This is a genomic window from Agrobacterium sp. MCAB5 (assembly GCF_052114365.1).
Taxonomy (GTDB): Bacteria; Pseudomonadota; Alphaproteobacteria; order Rhizobiales; family Rhizobiaceae; genus Agrobacterium; species Agrobacterium tumefaciens.
In genome coordinates, this window is the sequence record NZ_JBFREP010000002.1 from 426,483 (window position 1) to 447,666 (window position 21,184).

At 58.4% G+C, this 21,184-nt stretch carries 22 protein-coding genes and 1 other RNA gene; 6 read left to right on the forward strand and 17 right to left on the reverse strand.

Translation table 11 applies throughout. The annotated features are described in order from the left end of the window. Nucleotides 1-234 precede the first annotated feature (234 nt). The 8 genes from ybgC to ruvC form a co-directional block, all read right to left on the reverse strand. Complete coding sequence (gene ybgC, locus AB4Z23_RS06710; RefSeq protein ID WP_003511391.1) at nt 235-675, reverse strand: tol-pal system-associated acyl-CoA thioesterase; 441 nt, start codon at nt 673-675, stop codon at nt 235-237. After that, nucleotides 672-1,208: an NUDIX hydrolase gene (locus tag AB4Z23_RS06715; RefSeq protein WP_111801836.1), complete on the reverse strand. Its 537-nt coding sequence runs from the start codon at nt 1,206-1,208 to the stop codon at nt 672-674. The genes ybgC and AB4Z23_RS06715 overlap by 4 nt, the downstream gene beginning before the upstream one ends. Next, a complete protein-coding gene (locus AB4Z23_RS06720) occupies nt 1,205-1,732 on the reverse strand; it encodes an NUDIX hydrolase (protein ID WP_003511393.1) in 528 nt (175 codons plus the stop codon). Before AB4Z23_RS06720 ends, AB4Z23_RS06715 begins: the two co-directional genes overlap by 4 nt. Further along, complete coding sequence (locus AB4Z23_RS06725; protein WP_421406768.1) at nt 1,732-2,310, reverse strand: DinB family protein; 579 nt, start codon at nt 2,308-2,310, stop codon at nt 1,732-1,734. The genes AB4Z23_RS06720 and AB4Z23_RS06725 overlap by 1 nt, the downstream gene beginning before the upstream one ends. Before the next feature lie 37 nt (nt 2,311-2,347). Further along, a complete protein-coding gene (locus tag AB4Z23_RS06730; protein ID WP_075807662.1) occupies nt 2,348-2,566 on the reverse strand; it encodes a DUF2945 domain-containing protein in 219 nt (72 codons plus the stop codon). A gap of 52 nt (nt 2,567-2,618) precedes the next feature. Continuing rightward, nucleotides 2,619-3,659 carry a Holliday junction branch migration DNA helicase RuvB gene (gene ruvB, locus AB4Z23_RS06735; RefSeq protein WP_003511396.1) on the reverse strand — a complete coding sequence of 347 codons (1,041 nt, stop codon included), beginning with the start codon at nt 3,657-3,659 and terminating at the stop codon, nt 2,619-2,621. 126 nt (nt 3,660-3,785) lie between these two features. Then, entirely contained in the window at nt 3,786-4,403 is a 618-nt protein-coding gene (gene ruvA / locus AB4Z23_RS06740; RefSeq protein ID WP_065660471.1) for a Holliday junction branch migration protein RuvA, read from the reverse strand. Between the two features lie 31 nt (nt 4,404-4,434). Next, complete coding sequence (gene ruvC / locus AB4Z23_RS06745; RefSeq protein WP_003511398.1) at nt 4,435-4,947, reverse strand: crossover junction endodeoxyribonuclease RuvC; 513 nt, start codon at nt 4,945-4,947, stop codon at nt 4,435-4,437. 248 nt (nt 4,948-5,195) lie between these two features. Between ruvC and AB4Z23_RS06750 the strand changes: the two genes are divergently transcribed. Together AB4Z23_RS06750 and AB4Z23_RS06755 are read left to right on the forward strand one after the other, a co-directional pair. Further along, nucleotides 5,196-7,505 (forward strand): methyl-accepting chemotaxis protein, encoded by a 2,310-nt coding sequence (locus AB4Z23_RS06750; protein WP_421406765.1) that lies wholly within the window; start codon nt 5,196-5,198, stop codon nt 7,503-7,505. Between the two features lie 132 nt (nt 7,506-7,637). Beyond that, complete coding sequence (locus AB4Z23_RS06755) at nt 7,638-8,639, forward strand: LLM class flavin-dependent oxidoreductase (protein ID WP_421406763.1); 1,002 nt, start codon at nt 7,638-7,640, stop codon at nt 8,637-8,639. A gap of 55 nt (nt 8,640-8,694) precedes the next feature. Here the strand turns inward: AB4Z23_RS06755 and AB4Z23_RS06760 are convergent, their stop codons facing one another. Further along, nucleotides 8,695-9,441: a YebC/PmpR family DNA-binding transcriptional regulator gene (locus AB4Z23_RS06760; protein WP_003497595.1), complete on the reverse strand. Its 747-nt coding sequence runs from the start codon at nt 9,439-9,441 to the stop codon at nt 8,695-8,697. Between the two features lie 200 nt (nt 9,442-9,641). Here AB4Z23_RS06760 and AB4Z23_RS06765 point away from each other — a divergent pair, with 200 nt between their 5' ends. Then, nucleotides 9,642-10,145 (forward strand): pyridoxamine 5'-phosphate oxidase family protein, encoded by a 504-nt coding sequence (locus tag AB4Z23_RS06765; protein WP_003511401.1) that lies wholly within the window; start codon nt 9,642-9,644, stop codon nt 10,143-10,145. Between the two features lie 37 nt (nt 10,146-10,182). On the opposite strand, the gene AB4Z23_RS06770 is transcribed toward AB4Z23_RS06765, so the two are convergent. The 7 genes from AB4Z23_RS06770 to AB4Z23_RS06800 all read right to left on the reverse strand — a co-directional run bounded on the left by AB4Z23_RS06770 (nt 10,183) and on the right by AB4Z23_RS06800 (nt 15,059). Next, nucleotides 10,183-11,025, reverse strand: coding sequence for an MBL fold metallo-hydrolase (locus AB4Z23_RS06770; protein ID WP_421406761.1), 843 nt, complete (start codon nt 11,023-11,025; stop codon nt 10,183-10,185). Between the two features lie 127 nt (nt 11,026-11,152). Then, nucleotides 11,153-11,977, reverse strand: a complete 825-nt coding sequence (locus AB4Z23_RS06775; RefSeq protein ID WP_013761826.1) for a TIGR00282 family metallophosphoesterase — start codon at nt 11,975-11,977, stop codon at nt 11,153-11,155. A 105-nt stretch (nt 11,978-12,082) separates the two neighbouring features. Continuing rightward, complete coding sequence (locus tag AB4Z23_RS06780; protein ID WP_003511404.1) at nt 12,083-12,664, reverse strand: 5-formyltetrahydrofolate cyclo-ligase; 582 nt, start codon at nt 12,662-12,664, stop codon at nt 12,083-12,085. Next, nucleotides 12,664-13,926, reverse strand: a complete 1,263-nt coding sequence (locus tag AB4Z23_RS06785) for a hemolysin family protein (protein ID WP_003511405.1) — start codon at nt 13,924-13,926, stop codon at nt 12,664-12,666. The genes AB4Z23_RS06780 and AB4Z23_RS06785 overlap by 1 nt, the downstream gene beginning before the upstream one ends. 234 nt (nt 13,927-14,160) lie before the next feature. Beyond that, nucleotides 14,161-14,319: non-coding RNA, 6S RNA (ssrS, locus tag AB4Z23_RS06790), on the reverse strand. Nucleotides 14,320-14,397: 78 nt separating this feature from the next. Further along, nucleotides 14,398-14,775, reverse strand: a complete 378-nt coding sequence (locus AB4Z23_RS06795) for a cell division protein ZapA (RefSeq protein ID WP_003511406.1) — start codon at nt 14,773-14,775, stop codon at nt 14,398-14,400. 11 nt (nt 14,776-14,786) lie between these two features. Further along, complete coding sequence (locus tag AB4Z23_RS06800) at nt 14,787-15,059, reverse strand: DUF4164 domain-containing protein (protein ID WP_003511407.1); 273 nt, start codon at nt 15,057-15,059, stop codon at nt 14,787-14,789. A 324-nt stretch (nt 15,060-15,383) separates the two neighbouring features. On the opposite strand from AB4Z23_RS06800, the gene tkt reads away from it, so the two are divergent. After that, entirely contained in the window at nt 15,384-17,366 is a 1,983-nt protein-coding gene (gene tkt, locus AB4Z23_RS06805; protein ID WP_421406759.1) for a transketolase, read from the forward strand. Between the two features lie 62 nt (nt 17,367-17,428). Beyond that, on the forward strand, nt 17,429-18,439 hold the full coding sequence (gap, locus tag AB4Z23_RS06810) for a type I glyceraldehyde-3-phosphate dehydrogenase (RefSeq protein ID WP_003511409.1): 1,011 nt from the start codon (nt 17,429-17,431) through the stop codon (nt 18,437-18,439). A 198-nt stretch (nt 18,440-18,637) separates the two neighbouring features. On the opposite strand, the gene AB4Z23_RS06815 is transcribed toward gap, so the two are convergent. Further along, nucleotides 18,638-18,904 carry a hypothetical protein gene (locus AB4Z23_RS06815; protein ID WP_019564907.1) on the reverse strand — a complete coding sequence of 89 codons (267 nt, stop codon included), beginning with the start codon at nt 18,902-18,904 and terminating at the stop codon, nt 18,638-18,640. A 386-nt stretch (nt 18,905-19,290) separates the two neighbouring features. On the opposite strand from AB4Z23_RS06815, the gene AB4Z23_RS06820 reads away from it, so the two are divergent. Continuing rightward, nucleotides 19,291-21,156, forward strand: a complete 1,866-nt coding sequence (locus tag AB4Z23_RS06820) for a potassium/proton antiporter (RefSeq protein WP_026330715.1) — start codon at nt 19,291-19,293, stop codon at nt 21,154-21,156. The last annotated feature ends 28 nt before the right edge of the window (nt 21,157-21,184 follow it).

A 21,184-nucleotide genomic window follows, 5' to 3' on the forward strand; every position in this document is an offset into this window, starting at 1 on the left:
CCGGTACGGGACCGGGCGATTCAAACGCGTGTTAACGCTCGAAGCTATGCAGCAACAGCCGCAAACCCCTTTGCCATACCCCGATACTTGCCAGTAAGCCTTACTTGCCAATAAATTTGGTGAAAGGAAGGCGTGCGCCGCACAAATGCCAGTTGCTAAAGTAAGACACCATTATGGTTAAAGGAGTGTTACAACCGCGCCACGTCTGATGGATTTACTGGACCAGCCCCGAACTTACTTCAGGAATTTTTCGGCCACCGTCTCCGGAAGGCGCCTTGGCCGGCCATTGGCATTGATGACGGCGATGATGACCTTGGCGGCAACAAGCAGCGTTTCGCCGCGCCGGATTTCCTGATTGAGCACCATTTTTGCGCCCCCGGCCTTTTCGGTAAGGGTGGTGATCGTCAACACATCATCCATCCGGGCCGGGCTCTTGAAATCGATCTCCATACGATGGACGACGAAAACGAGACCCTCCTCGTCGGCGGTCAGGAGTGCGCTTTGCTCGCAGCCGAGGCAACGCAGGTAGTCGGTTCGACCGCGCTCGAGAAAATGCAGATAGCGCGCGTGATAAACGAGGCCGGAAAAATCCGTGTCCTCATAATAGACCCGCTGGGTCAGGCGGTGCCCATGTTCGATGAGTTCGCCGGAAAGCGAAACCACAAGCTCGCTCATGATATCTCCTTGGAAAGTTCGGCCGCACCTGAACGACCCTCGCGGACGATAAGATGCTCGTGGCGCTGAGGCAGCATCTCGATGCGCTCAGCAATGAAACGGGGTCTGAGATCGTGTTCCAGCAGCGCGGAAGGCTGCGCGGGCAGCCAGCGGAACTCCACCTCGACGCCATCCAGCACGCGATGCACTATATCGCTTTCATGGAACGGCAAAGGCTGGCGCAGCGAAACCAGATAATAAAATGCCAGTTCATGCGCGGCATAATCATCATAGGCGAAAAAATTCTCCGCCGACCAGAGAAGACGCTCGACGGCGCAATCCCGGTCAAGCTCCTCGCCGATCTCGCGGATGATGGTCTGCTCGGAGCTTTCACCGATTTCCGCCCGCCCGCCCGGCAGGGCCCAATAGCTATCCTTGGCGCCACGCTGGACGAGAAGATAGTTGTCTTGGAAAATCAACGCCGCCACACGCATGCTGAACAGCTGCGGCTTGCGGTCCAGCCGGATCATATGGCGCTCAGGGGCAGAAGTCATTTGGCGTCCAGGTCGCCGTCATACCAGACAAGGTGTCTTGTGGTCTCAGGCAGGTGTTCTATTTCATCCGCGATGAAATAGGGCGGAATATCGAGTTCGGTCAATGCATCACGGGTCGCGGCGACCCAGCGAAACTCGAGCTCGTTATCGCCATCCTGAACGCGGTGAATGATATCCGTGGGGTGAAAGGCAAGGGTCTCCGGCAAATCCATCAGGTAATAGAAACCGAGTTCGTGCCACTCCTTACCCTCATAATGGAAAAAATTCTCGACCGCCCATAAAAGCCGCCCGACCTTCGCTTCGACGCCAAGTTCCTCGACCATTTCGCGCGCCAGCGTTTCTTCGGAACGCTCGCCCATTTCGGCGCGACCACCTGGAAAGGTCCAGAATTTCTCATGGGACGCGCGGTGCACCAACACGTGGCCATCCCGAAACGCCAGCCCCGCAACGCGCATCTGGAAAATGCGTTTCGGCTTGAATTTCATGCGGATACGGGTGTCCTGCACCGTGGTGTCTTGTGTCATTAACTGAACCTGCTGGCTGGAAACATCAAATCGGTTTCCGTCCACCCTAACGCATCCATCTCGGCTTTTCTCGCCTTTGCGTCGTCTCCCACAATGAATTCATCCAGTTGTGGCGGCTTGATCATGGTACCGGACAGCATGGCATGCACCTGCCCGCGATGATGCGTCTGGTGCTGGAAGAGATGGGACAACACATCATCGCAGCGATCCTGCTGGATGCGTGTTCCACGATGAATATTGACGATGGCAGCGAGGTCGTCTTCATCCAGCATGTCGACAAAATCGATCAGTTCTTCGTCCAGTTTCGCTTGGGCAACATGCAGCTCCGCCATGGTGGCGAAAGGCTCTTCCTCGTCAAAAGCGGCAAGGCCGAGCGTCCCGCCTTTAATCGCGTCGATATAAAACAGGTCAACGGTGTAGATGTGGTTCAGGGTTGCCCGAAGGGTTGGAAAGAAGCTGACGCGAGCGGCCACGAATTCCTCCTGCAACAGCTGAAGACAAGCCTGATGCAGCCTTAAATTAGCCAGCCGGTTGTTGCGCGCGAGTTTGCGGAAAACCCGCATCGGATCGTAGGCCATCGACGTCCCTTCTCATGGCGCCTGATAACGCCGCTTTTCAATCGACGTGTTCAAGCTCGGACTTGCTCTTCAGAACCTTCGCCCCATCTTCCTGCTCGATAAGATAAGCGGGTTCGTCCTTGCTGGCCTTGCGCTTTATCGTGGAACCGGAAATCGTTTTTTCGACATCATCAGTAAACGTCTCGACGATTTTTCCTTCGCCGGTTCCGTTGCCCCATTTCCAGCGAACCTTCGTACCCTTGCGATATCCAGACATCATCATTTCCTGACCAAAGAAAATCAAATGCGAAAGCGCCGGGCTTGTTCCCTCAATCCTCTTCCAGCGTCAGCCGGAATTGCGCCGCCTCGAGATCTTTAGGCGGCTGCATGCCCAGATGTTTCCAGGCAGTGCCGGTCAGAACGCGGCCGCGCGGCGTGCGCTGGATGAAACCCTGCTGGATCATGTAGGGTTCTATGATGTCTTCGATCGCATCACGCGGCTCCGACAAGCCAGCGGCGATGGTCTCGATACCAACAGGGCCGCCGCCGAAATTGACCGCGATCATGGTCAGATAGCGCATGTCCAGCTGATCGAGACCCATTTTGTCGACAAGCAACCGCGTCAGCGCTTCGTCGGCAATCTCACGGGTGACGGCTTCCGCCCGGGCCACCTCAGCGAAATCGCGAACCCGGCGCAAGAGCCGTCCGGCGATGCGCGGCGTGCCGCGTGCACGCCTTGCTATCTCGCGTGCGCCATCGTCGGTCATGTTCAAACCCATCAGCCGCGCGCCGCGCCGAACGATCAGTTCCAGCTCATCGACAGTGTAGAAGGCCAGACGGACAGGAATGCCGAAGCGGTCGCGCAGCGGCGTTGTCAGCAAACCAAGACGCGTGGTCGCGGCAACGAGGGTGAACTTGGAAAGATCGATCTTCACCGAGCGGGCCGCAGGCCCCTCACCGATGATGAGGTCGAGCTGGAAATCCTCCATCGCCGGATAGAGAATTTCCTCGACTGCCGGGTTGAGACGATGGATTTCATCGATGAAGAGCACATCGCGCTCCTCGAGATTGGTCAAAAGTGCGGCAAGGTCGCCAGCTTTGGCGATCACTGGTCCGGAGGTGGACTTGAAGTTGACGCCAAGCTCCTTGGCCATGATCTGCGCCAGCGTGGTTTTGCCGAGACCGGGAGGCCCGACGAACAACACATGGTCCAGCGCCTCGCCACGGTTCTTTGCCGCCTCGATAAACACCTTGAGATTGGCGCGAGCCTCGGCCTGGCCGGTAAAATCGTCCAGCGACTGCGGGCGCATTGTGGTGTCGATATCTTCACCGCGCTTGTCCGCCGAAATCAGTCTGTCCGCATCGCTCATAGAGGGCATTCCATTGTTCTAAACCAATTCAAGAGATGGTCTTCGCCGCTATATCACGACTGTCGCACGAAGGCGCTTCACGAAATTCAGCGTCGCACCCGGCTTCGTTCGCTTGCTGCGCGCAGCTTAGCGTGAAAGTTCGCGCAGGCCGAGCCGGATGAGTTTGGCACTGTCGCCGCCCTCCCCGCCGTTCTTCAGCGCGGCCGCAACGGCATTTGCGGCCTGATCGCGTGAATAGCCGAGATTGGTGAGCGCCGACACGGCATCCGCCACCGGCGCGGAGGCGACACCCTCGCCAAGTTCCTGCTTGAGCCCGATGGAAGCCGAAGCTTCTCCTGCAAATGCAGGCGCCTTGTTGCGAAGCTCGGTAACGAGGCGCACCGCCACCTTCGGCCCTACGCCCGGCGCACGCGAAATCATCACCTTGTCCTGCAGCGCTATCGCATTGGCGAGTTCAGAAGGCGACAGGGTAGACAAGACGGCCAGCGCCACTTTCGAACCGACCCCCTGCACGCTCTGCAGCAGATTGAACCATTCCCGCTCAAGTGCCGACAAAAAGCCGAACAGCCTCAACTGGTCTTCGCGCACATAGGTTTCGATGAAGAGGACGACCGCTTCACCAGCGGAACCTATTTTTGAGAGTGTGCGCGCCGAGCAATAGGCGACGTAACAAACGCCGTGCACATCCACCAGCACGTAATCCGCGCCGATTTCCTCGATGGTGCCTTTAAGTTTCCCAATCATGATGCCGCCCGCTGCAGTGAGACTTCAATATTCAACCGGCCGCCAATAGCCGCGCCATCCTGTCGCCGCCGCGATTATGGGCGTGGCAGATTGCGATCGCCAAGGCGTCCGCCGCATCGTTACCCTTGAATTCTGCTTTCGGCATCAGGATTTTCAGCATCATGTGGATTTGCTGCTTTTCGCCGTGCCCAACACCTATGACGGCTTTTTTGACCGCGTTCGGCGCATATTCGAAAACAGGCAACCCTGCCCGCGCCGGAACCAGCATGGCAATGCCGCGCGCCTGACCGAGCTTTAGCGTGGCGACAGCATCCTTGTTCACGAACGTCTGCTCCACCGCCGCCTCATCGGGCTGATAGCTGTGAACGGTATCCGCCAGCCCATCATGCAGCTGGCACAGGCGGGAGGCGAGATCCATATCACCATCCGATGTCACTGTGCCAGAAGCGACAAACCGAAGGCTGTTGCCGAAGGTTTCGATGACACCCCATCCGGTGCGCCGCAACCCGGGGTCGATACCGATGATTCGAATCGTCTTTTGCATAAGTCACCCTATCTTTTCGGCTGCGACCCTGCCAGCGATAAGTGAACAAAACGACAACATTGATCAAATTTGCAGTGCAGCATTTACCTCTGCTTAAACCGCGTACCGCATTGTTCCCGCACAAAATCAAAAAAGGGGAGCTGCGGACATGATGATCCGCAGCGCAATATTTTCGCCATATCAGCCATCCGGTGGCGCCATCAATGCATGGTGCGGGAAGTGATACGGCATTGAGGGCTGCATCGGCCATGCTGAACCGTTTTCATTCCATATCCACCAAAGTGCTCGTGATTTTCCTTGCGCTGATGACGATCTCGACCGGGGCTCTCACGCTTCTCGGCTATCAAAGCAGCAGCGGCGTTCTCGAGGAACAGGCGTCGAAATCCATGGAGAGCATTCTCGTCTTCAGGGGCGACATGCTGCAGGAACGCCTTGAGCAGCTTGAAACGCAGGCGGATTCCATCGCCAAGATCGAATCCCTGCAAATGGCGGTAGTCTCCATGCGCAGCGGCTGGGGCACCGTGCAGAAGAGTTCCGGCGACGCAAAGGCGGAACTGCAACGCGTCTTCGTCAAGGAAAACCCCTACGGAGAGAAAGAAAAGCTCATCAAGCCCGAAAATCCGAGCGGCTTTTATTATTCCACCCATGAAAAAACCCAGACGGATATCGGCGGCTACCTCAAGGGAACCCCATTCAGCGATGTTCTCTTCATCGATCCGGCCGGCACGGTTTATTACTCCTATCTGAAAGGACCGGCTTTCGGGGAAACCGTCACGGGTGGCGCCTGGGCGGATAGCGGCCTTGGGGCTGCTTTTGCGCGCGGAGCCACCAACGCAGGAAAAGCCGTGAACGACGTGGCGCAGACGAGTTTCTCCGGCCTGCGCATCGACGAAGCGACCAAAGAGGCCCGCATCTATTTCGGCATTCCGGTAGTCAAATTCGGTGCGTTCAAGGGCATCGTTCTCTTCCGCGTCAAACAAGAGGTCTTCAGCCAGATCCTCGCGAAAGGCATCTCCGCCGGCAGCTCCGAACAATCCGCGATCGTCTCCGCCGACGGCAAGGTTCTGGGCGTGGACGGCAACGGTCTCGTCAGCCTTAATCCGGCAATCTATGGCTTCCATGCACAGGCACTCAATACGTCCGGTATGACGATTGCCAAGATCAACCGTCCGGACGGCGAAGCCAATGCCTATGCCCGCGCCTTCTCGTTTGCCGGTGAAAAATACCTCGCGGTGGAAAGCATGTTGCGCAGCGAGTTGAACGCCGGTTCCATTTCGATTGCCGGCACGCTAGCTGTCATCGGCCTTTGCGTTCTGGCAGCCATGTGCGCGGCAACCGCCTTTTTTGCACGGCGCCTGTTCGCACCGCTGGAGAAGCTGGCCGGGCTGACCGGCGAAGTGGCGGCAGGCCGTCTCGATGCCGAGATCGGCAATCAGGACCGCAAGGACGAGATCGGCCGCATGGCGCGCGCGCTTGGCAGTTTCCGCGAAAAACTCATTTTGCAGCGGGAAATGGAAGCGACCACGTCCCGCACGCGCGAGGAAGCCGAAACGGCACGCCGCGCACATCTTGCGGAACGAGAGGCCGAGGCCGGCACGCTGCAAATGGTCGTGCGTTCTCTTGACGAAGGGCTGGATCGACTGGCAAACGGCAATCTCGCCTATCGCATTGAGACTGTCTTCCCAGACGATCTTGAAAGCCTGCGCCACAACTTCAATACGGCGCTTGCAAGGCTCAGCGAGACCATGCAGGCCATCGGCGGCAATTCCGCCGCCGTTCGCGGCGGCTCGGAGGAAATGCGGGTAGGTGCAGACCAGCTCGCTGAGCGCACCGAACGGCAGGCCGCCTCCATTACCGAGACGGCAAGCGCCATCAAGGCAATCACCGAAGCCGTCCGCGACCAGATCGAACGCGCCGAACAAGCAACACGGATCGCCCGCGACGCCAGTACGCAGGCCACTGCGTCCAGCCAAGTCATGGAGCAGACCATCGCCGCCATGGAAGCGATCCAGACCTCGTCGCGCCAGATCAACCAGATCATCGGCGTTATCGATGAAATCGCCTTCCAGACCAACCTTCTCGCCCTGAACGCAGGTGTGGAAGCCGCGCGTGCGGGCGAGGCCGGCAAGGGTTTTGCCGTTGTGGCGCAGGAGGTGCGCGAACTGGCACAACGCTCGGCCGCCGCCGCAAAAGAAATCACCAGCCTGCTGAAGCGCTCCACCGACGAGGTTTCCACCGGCGTGGCACTGGTCGAAAAGGCGGGCGCCTCGCTAACCGGCATCGGCAAGCACGTGCAGACCATCAGTTCCCGCATCGAAGAAATCATGGAATCCACCCGCGAGGAGGCGCATACGCTTGCGGAAATCAACAGCACCGTCACCAGTCTCGACACCATGACCCAGCAAAACGCCGCCATGGTGGAGGAGACGACGGCGGCCATTCACAATCTCGCTTCCGAGGCGGGCGAGATGGACGGCAGGCTCGGACAATTCGTACTCGCTTCCGACCGGCAACCTCCAGACCATCGCGAAACCCGGCAATTCCGTCGAGCGGGCTAAAAAAATGAAAAGGGGCCTCTTTCGAGGCCCCAATTTTTTTGAACCATCCTTCAATTCTGCGCGACTTCTATGGTAAATCGGGACACGCGCCTTACATCCGCATCAAAGACAGAATTTGTGTAGGAGCGTTGGATGATCCCCTTTTCCATTCTCGACCTTTCGCCAATCGGCGAAGGCGAGAGCGTCAGCCAGGCGCTTGAAAATTCTCGCCGCATGGCGATCAAGGCTGAAGACCACGGTTACAACCGCATCTGGCTTGCGGAACACCATGGCATGCCTGGTATTGCGAGCGCAGCCACATCGCTCGTGATCGCCCATGTTGGTGCCGCCACGAAACATATTCGCGTCGGCTCAGGCGGCATCATGCTGCCTAACCACTCCCCGCTCGTCATTGCCGAACAATTCGGCACGCTGGCGGCGCTGTTGCCTGGCCGGGTCGATCTCGGACTTGGCCGCGCGCCGGGAACGGATATGCGGACGGCAAGGGCGCTGCGCCGCAATCTTGATGCTGGTGCGGAGAACTTCCCGCACGACATCATCGAGCTCCAGCAGTACCTTGGCCAGCCCCAGCAGGATCAGGCGATCCTTGCCGTGCCCGGCATGAATTCGCACGTGCCGCTCTGGTTGCTTGGCTCAAGCACCTATAGCGCGCATCTGGCAGCGGCACTCGGCCTGCCCTATTCCTTTGCGTCGCATTTTGCGCCTGACATGCTGATGGAGGCGATCCATATCTATCGCGAGCGCTTCCAGCCCTCTGCGACGCTGGACAAGCCCTATGTGATGGTTGGAGTGATGGGTGTCGCCGCCGATACCGACGAGGAGGCGCAATATCTCTTCACCTCGTCACAGCAGCAATTCGTCAACCTGCGCCGCAATGTACGCGTCCCGTTCCCCAAGCCGGTTCACAGCATGGACGACCACTGGAACGAGATGGAGCGTTTTTCGGTGGAACATACCTTGCGTTTCGCCGCGGTCGGCTCGCCTGAAACAATCGGACGCCACCTCGACGGCTTCCTCGCCGAAACGCAGGCCGACGAACTGATCGTCTCGATGCCGATCCACAATATCGAAAAACGGCTGCGATCCGTGGAGATCTTCGCCGATGTGCGGACCTCCATCAGGAAGGCCGCCTAAACAAAAAGCCCCGGAGCGATGACGCTGCCGGGGCTTTTTTTTAAAATCTGAACCGTCAGGCGGAAAGCTTGGCGAGAATTTCTTCCGAAACTTCGAAGTTGGAATAGACGCTCTGCACGTCGTCATCGTCTTCGAGATTGTCGATGAGCTTCATCAGCGACTGCGCCTTTTCCTCATCCACCGGCACCGTGTTCTGCGGCTTCCAGATGGCCTTGACGCTTTCAGCTTCGCCGAGCACGCCTTCCAGCGCCTTGGAAACCTCGTTCATCGCCTCGAAACCGCAGATGATGGTGTGACCGTCCTCAGAAGATTCGACATCGTCGGCACCAGCTTCGATAGCCGCTTCCATGACCTTGTCGGCATCGCCGACTTCGGCCTTGTAAGTGATCTCACCAACGCGGTCGAAGGAGAAGGAAACCGATCCGGTTTCGCCGAGTGCGCCACCAGCCTTGGTGAAGATGGAGCGGACGTTGGAGGCGGTGCGGTTGCGGTTGTCGGTCAAGGCCTCGACGACGACGGCTACGCCACCCGGGCCGTAACCCTCATAACGGACCTCATCGTAGTTTTCGCTGTCTGCACCGGAAGCTTTCTTGATCGCGCGCTCGATATTGTCCTTCGGCATGGACTGGGCCTTGGCGTTCTGAATTGCCAGGCGCAGGCGCGCGTTCATGTTCGGGTCGGGCATGCCCGCCTTTGCCGCAACGGTGATTTCACGCGCAAGCTTGGAAAACATTTTGGACCGAACGGAGTCCTGCTTGCCCTTGCGGTGCATGATGTTCTTGAACTGTGAATGACCAGCCATGGAAAACCTGATTGTCTTAATTTGGAGATTGCGGGCCTTATAAGTGCGATATGCCCGCCGTTCAAGCCCGCAAGCGCTTTCTCTTGGCCGCAAGAATATAAGGAACTGATTTATCCGCTTTTCGTTTTGACAATGAAAGCGGAAGAGCGGGACATTTTTCACCCTCCCGGTCGCCGCAGCAAACCCAACGGAGGAAACACATGGTCAGCCTGACTGAAGCAAGAGAAAACCCTGCCCGCCAGCTCTGGGATGAGGTCAATTCGGTCCATGCCGGCATGCTTGGCCTCGAGGGCCTGCACAATCATATGCAGCCGATGGCACCGCACGCCGACCCCAAGACCAACACGATCTGGTTTTTCTCCAAGAAAGACACCGATCTCGTCAAAACGCTGAAGCCGGGTTCTCGCGCGCATTTTTGTGTCGTCGGCAAGGACCATGATTATCACGCCTGCCTCTCGGGTGTACTCGAGGCGCGCGACGACAGGACAAAGATCGAAGAATACTGGAACTCCGTCACCGCAGCCTGGTACGAGCACGGTAAGAGCGATCCGCAACTGACGATGCTGGCGCTGCATGTTGACGACGCGGAAATCTGGGCCTCGACTGACAGCACGCTAAAATTCGGCTGGGAAATCGCCAAGGCCAATATGTCCGACGATAAAATGCCTGATGTCGGCGTTCGCCAGCACCTCGCCTTCGCCTGAGATACGACTCCCCCGACTTTCCTCGCCGGTCGCTTTACTACATGCCTTTTGGCACCAGTATCTGCGGCTGGCGGGGAAGGTTTCTCATTGAGACCCGGATGATCGCATCTTTTGCGTAGGCGATCTGGAAGCTTTCCCCAAACATCGTCAGAAACTGCTCCAACGGCGGCCCGGTGCGGTGCATGGGCAAGATCAATGCTGAGCGCAGGTGCTTGACCACGCGGCTCATGCTGTCGGCCCCCATCGTCAAACCACCATCCACTGGAACCATCAGCACATCCAGACGACCAATTTCGGCATAATGCTTGTCCGTCAGTTCGTGATGCAGATGGCCGAGATGGCCGATACACAGCCCCGCGACCTCGAAGATGAAAATGGAATTGCCGTTTTCCTGAAAGGATTCGTAATCGCCCCAGCGGTTGCGAATGTCAGTCGCGACGTTGCGGATATAAACATCACCGACCAGAAGCTTGTGCTCGGCCTTTTCTCCGGGCGTATCGCTCCAACCGTGCAGCACATGCTGAATGGCCGGATCCGGACTGAGAGTGAAATGCGTCATATGCGCCCGGTTCATCGTCACCACTGTCGGCGTGACCGGTGGGCGATAGACGCCATTATAATCTGTGGCGATCGTCACGCCGCCAGGACTTTCGATGAGATAGGTGGAATGGCCGATGAAGCTGATCTTCACCTCTTCCTTAGCCGTGGCCTGCGCCAGCTGGGCACCTGCCGGTTTGAAGCTGGCGAACATGACGCCGGGAATGTTGCGGGCGATTGCCTGGCACTGGCTAACGGGAGGTCGGCTTCCAGCCTGGGAAAAGGCCGCTCCCGCGCACGCAACCAGTCCGGCCATTGCAAGCATTAGCACGCGCAGCATCATGCCACTCCCTCGAACTTGCGAAGAAAGGAAGATGAGGCAGGTTTTGCAGGGCGTCCAGCGCCAACAGCGGCGGAACGCTCACGATCTCGTCATTGTGAACGGGTGATCAGCGCTAGAAGCCGAAAGCTCACGCCCAGAAGGACGGGAGGGTTTCGGAGAGCCTCGGGCCAATTCGCAGCGGTGCGATCTTTTCCGCAAGGCCGGTCCGGTCGGAAATCTCGACGCCGACGCCACAGATCGTCGCAGGTCCACTGGCGGCTTCGAAACGGCCCTTCGGCATTTTGGAAATGAAGCGGTTGATCGGCTCTTCCTTTTCCATGCCAAGCGAGCTGTCGTAGTCACCGCACATGCCGGCATCCGACATATAGGCCGTGCCACCGTTCAAGATCTGGGCGTCAGCAGTCGGAACATGGGTGTGGGTTCCGACAACGAAGCTTGCGCGTCCATCAACGAAATGACCGAAACACTGTTTTTCGCTCGTCGCTTCCGCGTGGAAATCGAAGATGATGGCGTCGGCCTGCTCCTTCAGCGGGCAGGCAGCGAGAATGTTCTCCGCCGATTTGAAGGGATCGTCCAGTTCCGGATGCATGAAGACCCGGCCCATGATGTTGGCGACAAGCACACGCGCGCCGTTGCGGGCGTAAAAGATGCCCGAGCCCTTGCCAGGCGTACCATCGGGATAATTGGCTGGCCGCAGGAACTGGTCATGGCGCTCGCAGAAGGAAACGGCCTCCTTCTGGTCCCAGACATGGTTGCCGGTCGTCACCACATCCGCACCGGCATTGATGGTTTCGAGATAGATATCCTCGGTGATGCCGAAACCACCGGCGGCGTTTTCGCCATTAACGATGACGAAATCGAGCTTCAGATCGGAAACAAGCCCGGGCAACCTGTCCCAGACAGCCGTGCGTCCGGTCTTGCCAACCATATCTCCGAGAAAAAGAAGCCTCATTCACCCGCCCCGATCTTGCGCATGTTCCTAAATTCCGTCCCCTCTAACGGGTAATCCATCTTTTAAAAAGTGCTAAAGCGCCTTTTTCCCATCGGTCATCAACGGCTAAGCCGAAAACCAGCGCAGGCCACTCTCCGTCAGAACCGCCTGAAGCGGCACGTCATGCGGCTCCGCCGGCACGGATGGCACTTCCTGACAATCAAATGCGACGCCGATGAGAACGGGGGCTCGGCCTTTGCCGTGCAATCTCGCAATAGCGCGATCATAATGACCCGCGCCATAACCGATACGCTGACCCTGCCCGTCAAAGACGGAAAGCGGGACGAGCAGAATATCCGGATCGAGAACTTCTGCGTCCTCCGCCGGACCGGTCGTGCCGAAGCCCGTCTTCACCAGCGGTGCATCCGCATCAAAGGCGCGGAAAACGATGGTCTCCCGGTTCAGCACAACGGGAAGGGCGAGGCGCCCGCCTCTTGTCCGCAGTGCCTCCATCAGCGGCCGAATATCGGCCTCTGAACGGATGGGCATGAAACCGGAAATAACGGCACCTGGCGAGAACGGAATGGCAGATGCACCATATGCCGTCATCGCCTCGCTTTTTTGCTGACGCTCGGCTTGTGGCAACGCATCACGCGCGGCAAGCCTTTCGCCGCGCAGCCTTGCTTTTTCGGCGATGTCGCCAGACATCAGGCAGCCCGGCTCACGAGCACCTTGTCGATACGGTGTCCATCAAGGTCTATGACCTCAAAACGCCAGCCGTTGCGGGTGATGTGTTCGCCCAGTTCCGGCAGGCGACGGAACTCGTCAAGCACCAGACCGGCAACGGTCTCGAACTCGGCGTCTTCGTCGATCTGGAAGCCCATGCGGTAAGCGAACTCATCGGCGGGCATCCAGCCGGCAACGAGGAACGAACCGTCCTCGCGCTCGACGATCGCCGGCTCCTCGTCATTGTCTTCCTGGAAGGCACCTGTGATTGCTTCCAGAACGTCGCCAGAGCTGACGATACCTTCGAAATGGCCGTATTCGTCATAGACCAGCACCATATGCACGGTGGAACGGCGCAATGACTGGATGACATCGACAGCGCTCGTCAGATCCGAGACGACGGGAACTTCGCGCAGAAGCTCGCGCACATTCAGCTCCTTGCCGGATGCCAGCGCATCGAAAGCGTCCTTGGCGAAAAGCACGCCCAGAATTTCATCGGAAGCGCCGTTGCGCACGGGCAGGCGGGAACGCTGCGTTTCCCGAAGCTGAACGCGGATTTCTTCCGCACTGTCTTCAATATCGACGACTTCCACGTCGCGGCGCGGCGTCATCAGGCCACGGGCATTGCGGTCGGCAAGGCGCATGACGCTGGTGATCATCGCCGATTCCTCGGTTTCGATGACGCCGGCGCTATGAGCTTCCGCCAGAACCGTGCGGATTTCGTCATCCGTGACCGATGCATTGGACGTGCCGCTATGGCCGAGAAGCGCAAGGATGGCCTTGCCGGATTTGTCGAGAAACCAGACCAGCGGCGCGCCGACCTTGGAGAGCATCACCATGGTGGGTGCAACACGGGCAGCGATCTTTTCCGGATCGCGCAGCGCAATCTGCTTCGGCACCAATTCGCCGACGATCAGCGACAGGTAGGTGATGGCGACGACAACGGAGCCCACGCCCAACGCATCGGCAACCCGATCGGGGACGCCCTGCACCGACAGCCATGCCGTGAACCGGGCGCCGAGGGTGGCACCGGAAAACGCACCGGAGAGAACGCCGACCAGCGTGATGCCGATCTGCACCGTGGAAAGAAAGCGTCCGGGATTTTCGGAAAGACCGAGCGCCATCGTGGCGCCCTTGCTGCCGTGCGCGGCAAGCACCTTGAGCCTCGCCGGTCTGGAGGAGACAACGGCAAGCTCGGACATGGCAAGCACACCGTTCAATACGGTGAGCAGGACCACGATCATAATTTCAGTAAACAAGTTTAGCTCTTTGGGCTGTTGAACGGCACGTCGCGGTTTTGGCCGCAGCGCCCTCTTTCAAAAAAAAGGGCATGACAGACATACCAATTGAGATAATAGGGAATTGTTCCGCCATTGCAATGACAGCAGCATAAAAAAGCCGTCTCCGGCAGCAATGAAAAATAACTGTCGACACTATATGAGTCAGAAGAAGAATCGGGGAGTGACCCGAAACTTCAAGTGCGATCCACGGCGACCGATGGAGATTTACGATCCTGGGTGCCTACAAATGTAGGTGGGCGCCATGTGTCCAGCCCCACGGGACTGGCCAGGGACAGCTCCCTTTGGATCGAGTATGGCCCCAGGGATTGTGGTTCCTGTCGGGAAGCGCAGAACGCCTGTTAGATATAGGACGTATCCAACCAAACCACCAGAGGGCCACGAACGAATTTTGTTGCTGGAAAGCTTTGCCGGCGATCAATGCGCCGCAGGCTTTGGCCGCGCCAGGAGTTTTTCGGTAATACCGTTCAGACGGTCGGCCAGATCGCTGATGGCAACGGCAACCATCTCGTCCGATCTTGCCTTGTGTTCGGCCATACCGTCGCGGTTGCGAGAAAGGGACGCTATTTCCCCCTCCAGCTTTTCGATCTTGCGGTTGAGCTCGGAAAGTTCGTCCATCACCATGATGCCCGACATGACGGTCAAGCGCAGATCACCGATTTCGCCGAACTGGCTCTTTAGATGCCCCACATAACGGTCAAAACGGGTAGCGAGATCGGTCAGGTGCTCTTCCTGCCCTGCCTCGCAAGCCATGCGGTAGGCCTTGCCGTCGATCATAACAGTAACTTGCGCCATGAAACCGCTCCCTATCGATCCAGCACCGCGCGAATCGTCTCCATCGCCGTCACCAGACGGCGGGAAACCTCGCGGTTGACTTCTTCGAGACGATTGGCGCGAAACTCGGCCTGGTCCAGCTCGTGCGCGAGCCTTGCGCGATCGACATGGACCCGCTTGACCTCGTTATCGATTTCGCCCGTCTCCCTTTGCCGTTCGATACGCATATCGATGGCATTTTCGAGATTTGTGATGGCAGCGCTCAGCTCCGTCACCGCAGATTGTACGGTCTTCTCAGCCGACATCGTTTTTTCCAACTCGCAAGTAACCGGCCGAATCGTCCGGTTTCAGGCCTTTTCAACATCCAAGAGGTTATTACCCGATTTATCATCACGTCAATCAAACCAGTGCATTGAGGCGTTTTGCTCTGTGGATGAACGAGGAAACGGCGACACATATCGCACGATTTTTCTCGAGACACCCGTTTTGCTAAACGATTTTTATCCTTGAGAGAACCGCAATTGCCCGTGGATTTATTGACTTGCCTGCCTCACCTGCTATGGATCAACCCGCTTTTTGGATAGTTGCGTAAAACTATCTCCCTTCACCCGGAAACAGACGGAAAAGCCATGATTTCTCGCGACAAACACGACCGGATGGCCAATGCAATCCGCTTTCTTGCCATGGATGCAGTAGAGAAGGCCAACTCCGGCCATCCCGGCCTGCCGATGGGCGCAGCTGATGTCGCCACTGTTCTTTTCACCCGCTTTTTGAAGTTCGATCCCAAGAGCTCGCTGTGGCCGGATCGTGACCGCTTCGTGCTGTCTGCGGGCCATGGTTCGATGTTGCTTTACTCGCTGCTCTATTTGACGGGCTACGAGGACATGACGATCGACGAGATCAAGCGTTTCCGTCAGTTCGGCTCCAAGACTGCCGGCCATCCCGAATATGGCCACGCGACCGGCATCGAAACGACGACCGGCCCGCTCGGCCAGGGCATCGCCAACGCCGTTGGCATGGCAATCGCCGAACGCAAGCTGGAAGAAGAATTCGGCTCCGATCTGCAGAACCACTTCACATATGTGCTGTGTGGTGACGGCTGCCTCATGGAAGGCATCAGCCATGAAGCCATCGCGCTTGCCGGCCATCTGAAACTCAACAAGCTCGTTCTGTTCTGGGATGACAACAACATCACCATCGACGGTGAAGTTGGCCTTTCCGACAGCACCGACCAGATCGCCCGCTTCCAGGCTGTTCACTGGAACACCATACGCGTCGACGGCCATGATCCGGATGCGATTGCCGCCGCGATCGAAGCTGCACATAAATCCGACCGCCCGACCTTCATCGCCTGCAAGACCGTGATCGGTTTCGGCGCACCCAACAAGCAGGGCACCCACAAGGTTCACGGCAACCCGCTGGGCGCCGAAGAAATCGCCGCCGCCCGCAAGAGCCTCAACTGGGAAGCCGAAGCTTTCGTCATTCCGGAAGACGTGCTGGATGCATGGCGTCTCGCCGGCCTGCGCTCCACCAAGACCCGTCAGGACTGGGAAGCCCGTCTCGAAGCCACCGAAGCCGGCAAGAAGGCCGAATTCAAGCGCCGCTTCGCCGGCGATCTGCCCGGCAACTTCGACAGCGCGATCGATGGCTTCAAGAAGAAGATCATCGAGAACAACCCGACCGTTGCGACCCGCAAGGCCTCGGAAGACTCGCTTGAAGTCATCAACGGCATTCTGCCGGAAATGATCGGCGGCTCTGCCGACCTGACGCCGTCCAACAACACCAAGACCAGCCAGATGAAGTCCATCACCCCGACGGATTTCTCCGGCCGTTACCTGCACTACGGCATCCGCGAACACGGCATGGCAGCAGCCATGAACGGTATCGCACTGCATGGCGGTCTCATTCCCTATGCCGGCGGCTTCCTGATCTTCTCAGACTACTGCCGTCCGTCGATCCGTCTGGCTGCCCTGATGGGCATCCGCGTCGTCCACGTTCTGACGCATGATTCCATCGGCGTCGGCGAAGACGGTCCGACCCACCAGCCGGTGGAGCAGATCGCCGCGCTGCGCGCCATCCCGAACCTGCTCGTCTTCCGCCCGGCGGATGAAACCGAGACGGCGGAATGCTGGCAGCTGGCGCTTGAGCAGAAGCATCGTCCTTCGGCGCTGGCGCTCACCCGCCAGAACCTTGCGCCTTCGCGCAAGGAATACGAAGAAAAGAACCTTTCCGCTTACGGCGCCTACGAACTCGTATCCGCAAGCGATGCCAAGGTTTCGATCTTTGCATCCGGTTCGGAAGTGGAAGTAGCGCTCAAGGCCGCAGCGACGCTGAAGGACAAGGGCGTTTCCGCCCGCGTCGTTTCCGTTCCCTGCTTCGAGCTCTTCAAGGAACAGCCGGAAACCTACCGCAACGCCATCATCGGCAAGGCTCCGGTCAAAATTGCGGTGGAAGCCGCCATCCGCCAGGGCTGGGATTACTTCATCGGCTCCGACGGCGCTTTCGTCGGCATGCATTCCTTTGGTGCGTCCGCGCCGGCGAAGGATCTCTTCAAGCACTTCGGCATCACGGCGGAAGCTGTCGTCGCCGCAGTCGAGGCAAAACTTGCATGAGGGCTTCCCAAGCCCTCACATTCCGCAAAGACCAAGCACATATCTTGTTCGGGAGACTATAAATGACTGTAAAAGTTGCCATTAACGGCTTTGGCCGCATCGGCCGCAATGTTCTGCGTGCCATCGTCGAATCCGGCCGCACCGATATCGAAGTCGTTGCCATCAACGACCTCGGCCCGGTTGAAACCAACGCCCACCTGCTGCGCTACGATTCGATCCACGGCAAGTTCCCGGCAGATGTGAAGGTCGAAGGCGACACGATCATCGTTGGCGGCGGCAAGCCGATCAAGGTTACGGCCGTTCGCGATCCGGCAACGCTGCCGCACAAGGAACTGGGTGTCGACATCGCGCTCGAGTGCACCGGCATCTTCACCGCCCGCGACAAGGCCGCTGCCCACCTGACGGCAGGCGCCAAGCGCGTCATCGTTTCCGCTCCTGCTGACGGCGCTGACCTCACGGTTGTCTTCGGCGTCAACGACGATCAGCTGACGAAAGACCATCTGGTCATTTCCAACGCGTCCTGCACCACCAACTGCCTCGTGCCAGTTGTGAAGGTTCTCGATGACGTCGTTGGCATCGATCACGGCTTCATGACGACGATCCACTCCTACACCGGCGACCAGCCGACGCTGGACACCATGCACAAGGATCTGTACCGCGCCCGCGCCGCAGCCCTTTCCATGATCCCGACCTCGACGGGTGCAGCCAAGGCCGTTGGCCTCGTTCTGCCGCACCTCAAGGGCAAGCTGGACGGTACGTCGATCCGCGTTCCGACCCCGAACGTTTCGGTCGTCGATTTCAAGTTCATCGCCAAGCGCGACACGACGGTTGAGGAAGTCAACGAAGCAATCAAGTCCGCTTCCAACGGCAAGCTGAAGGGCATTCTCGGCTACACCGAAGAGCCTTTGGTCTCCCGCGACTTCAACCACGACAGCCACTCCTCGATCTTCGCGATCGATCAGACCAAGGTCATGGAAGGCAAGTTCGTGCGCGTTCTTTCCTGGTACGACAACGAGTGGGGCTTCTCCAACCGCATGTCGGATACGGCCGTCGCATTTGCGAAGACCATCTGAACAGGCACCACGGTTCGCGAATTAAGAAAAACCGGCAGGCGCAATCCTGCCGGTTTTTCTTTGCCAAAAAATTGCCGGCGGACGAGGGACCCGCCGGCATCGCTCCTGAAGCAAGGCGGGCGCTTCGGATCGAAAACCATCGCCCGGCAAGAGGCGCATGAGACCAAGCCGACTAAGCCTGATGAGCTGCACAACCCGTTATTTCCTGTTGTTGATGATAATCTGATCCGAACTGCTACCGCTCCAGATCGTATCGAAAGTCTGTTGCCTCAAATCGCTTTGCTGCATGGAAAGCTTCATCATGCAGTCAGCGAAATCACGCGAACCTTCAGGGTAACCAAACACCCGGCAACGCTCGCGTTGGGCGGCCATGTTTTCAGCCGTCTGTTCCGTGCTCGAACAGCCCGAAACAATTGGGCCGACCGCCAGCAAGGCAATAAATATAGTAATGGATTTCCGTTTCATCCGATCGCTCCGGTCATGGTGAAAGCAACTCGGACGCGACAACTAACGTAGCTGCATTGTCTCTATGTTACGTCGAAACGCCGGCACGCGAATTGTTTGCGCGGAACATCCACAGCGCTGCCCGCCATGAACGTTTCGCCCGGGCGCCGAAAAAAATCCCATTTCCTGCCTTCGTCTGGTCCACTTTGAAACGGACAAGAAGAACAGGGACAACGGTCGTGCGCAATGCACTTCGGCCCTGCCGTATCATTCGATACACCCCGCCTTGCGTCGCCTTTCATCGCCACCCACAACAGCGCTGACAGACCGCAACCCGTGGCGCATTGACTGCAAACGTGCAGGGCATTGATTGCGACGGCCAGCGCGGTTTGAAAGAGGCGGTGGACGTGGAATCATTTTATCTTCTGTTGCTGGTGGCAACTGTTCTGGTTCTCGTCGCAGCGTTCTCAAGCCTCATCGCCTTCCGGTTCGGCGCACCGCTCCTGCTGCTCTTCCTGATGATTGGCCTTGCGGCAGGCGTGGATGGCCTCGGTATCCAGTTCACCAACAATCCGCTCGCCTATATGCTCGGCTCGCTCGTTCTCGCCGTCATCCTTTTCGATTCCGGTTTCGGTACGTCGATACAATCCTTCCGGCTTTCGGCAGCGCCCGCCGTCGCCCTCGCCACCGTCGGCGTCATCCTCACATCCGTGTTTTTCGCAGGCGCTGCCGCCCTGCTGCTCGGACTGTCGTGGCTGGAAGGCCTGCTGCTCGGCGCCATCGTCGCTTCTACGGATGCGGCAGCCGTATTCTTTCTCTTGCGCATCGGCGGCATTCATATCCGCGATCAGGTCCGCTCAACGCTTGAGGTCGAATCCGGCACCAATGATCCCATGGCGATTTTTCTCACCGTCGCGCTGGTCGAGATCATCGCCAAGGGACAGGGACTGGCCGGCATCGACACCGGCTTCCTGCTGCTGTTCGTCGAGGAAATGGGTCTCGGTGTTATTTTCGGCCTGCTCGGCGGCGTCATGATCGCAACAGTCGTCAACCGGTTCGCTGCCGACCGCGGGCTGGCGCCGATCTTCGTGCTGGCTCTTGCCCTGCTGGTCTTCTCCTTCACCGGCGCTATTGGCGGCAGTGGATTTCTTGCGGTCTATGTGGCGGGCATCGTTGCCGGCAACCGCCGGATTTTTGCCAAGGAGACCATCCGCCGTTTCCATGAAGGGCTGACCTGGCTTGCCCAGATCATCATGTTCCTGATGCTCGGCCTTCTGGCAACGCCATCGCAATTTCCAGCGATTGCCATTCCGGCCGTGCTGCTTGCGCTTTTCCTGATCTTTGTCGCCCGCCCGCTTGCGGTGTGGCTCAGCCTCATGCCCTTCAACTATACCCAGCAGGAAACCTCCTTCGTGGCATGGGTGGGCCTTCGTGGAGCGGTTTCCATCCTGCTTGCCATCATGCCCATTCTTGGCGGCCTGGACGATGCGCAAATCTATTTCAATGCCGCCTTCATCATCGTGCTCGTGTCGCTTCTGCTGCAAGGCTGGACCATCAAGCCGGTGGCAACACGGCTCGGGCTGATCGTGCCGCCGCGCATGGGTGATGTCGACAAACTGGAAGTGGACCTTCCCGGCACTGCCAATCACGAACTGATTTCCTACCGCGTGGCCAAAGGCAGCGCCATCATGCAGGGCGAGCGAATTCCCCGCTGGGCGATGCCTTCGCTCGTCGTGCGTGATGGCAAATCCATTCGCTACCAATATGCCGGGCGCCTGCGCGAAAATGATCTCGTCTATCTTTTTATCGCGCCCGGTTATACGCGGCTGATAGACCGGCTGTTTGCAAGCGCCCTGCCCGTTGCGGATGACGACGCCGATTTCTTTGGAATCTTTGCAATCTCTCCCGCGCGTCCGGCCACGGAGCTTGACGCCGCCTACGGCCCTGGCCTTATTTCGGCCAACGAGCATGCCATGAGCATCGCGGAACTGATCGAGGCGCGCCTTTCCGGCAAGGCAGATTATGCCGACCGGGTGCGCCTTGGTTCTATTGTTCTCATCGTTCGGGCGCTGGACGAACATGAGGCGATTACCGGGATCGGAATTTCGCTTGAGCCGGTCGAACCGGCTATCGGCCTGCCGATCTTTATCAGCTTTTCGGAAATTCTCCGCCGCGTGCGCGCTTATCTGGCGCAGCGGCGCCAGTCGGGCTCCACCGCTGCCGGCAAGGGCATTTCCGCGCCTTCAGACGAGGCAAGAGAAAATGAGGCCTGACCGGCTTGCGTCGGCAATCAGGCATAGT

Coding starts and splice junctions, on each gene's coding strand:
- ybgC (WP_003511391.1), bottom strand. CDS start 675: ATGAGCGAGCTTGTGGTTTCGCTTTCCGGCGAACTCATCGAACATGGG.
- AB4Z23_RS06715 (WP_111801836.1), bottom strand. CDS start 1,208: ATGACTTCTGCCCCTGAGCGCCATATGATCCGGCTGGACCGCAAGCCG.
- AB4Z23_RS06720 (WP_003511393.1), bottom strand. CDS start 1,732: ATGACACAAGACACCACGGTGCAGGACACCCGTATCCGCATGAAATTC.
- AB4Z23_RS06725 (WP_421406768.1), bottom strand. CDS start 2,310: ATGGCCTACGATCCGATGCGGGTTTTCCGCAAACTCGCGCGCAACAAC.
- AB4Z23_RS06730 (WP_075807662.1), bottom strand. CDS start 2,566: ATGTCTGGATATCGCAAGGGTACGAAGGTTCGCTGGAAATGGGGCAAC.
- ruvB (WP_003511396.1), bottom strand. CDS start 3,659: ATGAGCGATGCGGACAGACTGATTTCGGCGGACAAGCGCGGTGAAGAT.
- ruvA (WP_065660471.1), bottom strand. CDS start 4,403: ATGATTGGGAAACTTAAAGGCACCATCGAGGAAATCGGCGCGGATTAC.
- ruvC (WP_003511398.1), bottom strand. CDS start 4,947: ATGCAAAAGACGATTCGAATCATCGGTATCGACCCCGGGTTGCGGCGC.
- AB4Z23_RS06750 (WP_421406765.1), top strand. CDS start 5,196: ATGCTGAACCGTTTTCATTCCATATCCACCAAAGTGCTCGTGATTTTC.
- AB4Z23_RS06755 (WP_421406763.1), top strand. CDS start 7,638: ATGATCCCCTTTTCCATTCTCGACCTTTCGCCAATCGGCGAAGGCGAG.
- AB4Z23_RS06760 (WP_003497595.1), bottom strand. CDS start 9,441: ATGGCTGGTCATTCACAGTTCAAGAACATCATGCACCGCAAGGGCAAG.
- AB4Z23_RS06765 (WP_003511401.1), top strand. CDS start 9,642: ATGGTCAGCCTGACTGAAGCAAGAGAAAACCCTGCCCGCCAGCTCTGG.
- AB4Z23_RS06770 (WP_421406761.1), bottom strand. CDS start 11,025: ATGATGCTGCGCGTGCTAATGCTTGCAATGGCCGGACTGGTTGCGTGC.
- AB4Z23_RS06775 (WP_013761826.1), bottom strand. CDS start 11,977: ATGAGGCTTCTTTTTCTCGGAGATATGGTTGGCAAGACCGGACGCACG.
- AB4Z23_RS06780 (WP_003511404.1), bottom strand. CDS start 12,664: ATGTCTGGCGACATCGCCGAAAAAGCAAGGCTGCGCGGCGAAAGGCTT.
- AB4Z23_RS06785 (WP_003511405.1), bottom strand. CDS start 13,926: ATGATCGTGGTCCTGCTCACCGTATTGAACGGTGTGCTTGCCATGTCC.
- AB4Z23_RS06795 (WP_003511406.1), bottom strand. CDS start 14,775: ATGGCGCAAGTTACTGTTATGATCGACGGCAAGGCCTACCGCATGGCT.
- AB4Z23_RS06800 (WP_003511407.1), bottom strand. CDS start 15,059: ATGTCGGCTGAGAAGACCGTACAATCTGCGGTGACGGAGCTGAGCGCT.
- tkt (WP_421406759.1), top strand. CDS start 15,384: ATGATTTCTCGCGACAAACACGACCGGATGGCCAATGCAATCCGCTTT.
- gap (WP_003511409.1), top strand. CDS start 17,429: ATGACTGTAAAAGTTGCCATTAACGGCTTTGGCCGCATCGGCCGCAAT.
- AB4Z23_RS06815 (WP_019564907.1), bottom strand. CDS start 18,904: ATGAAACGGAAATCCATTACTATATTTATTGCCTTGCTGGCGGTCGGC.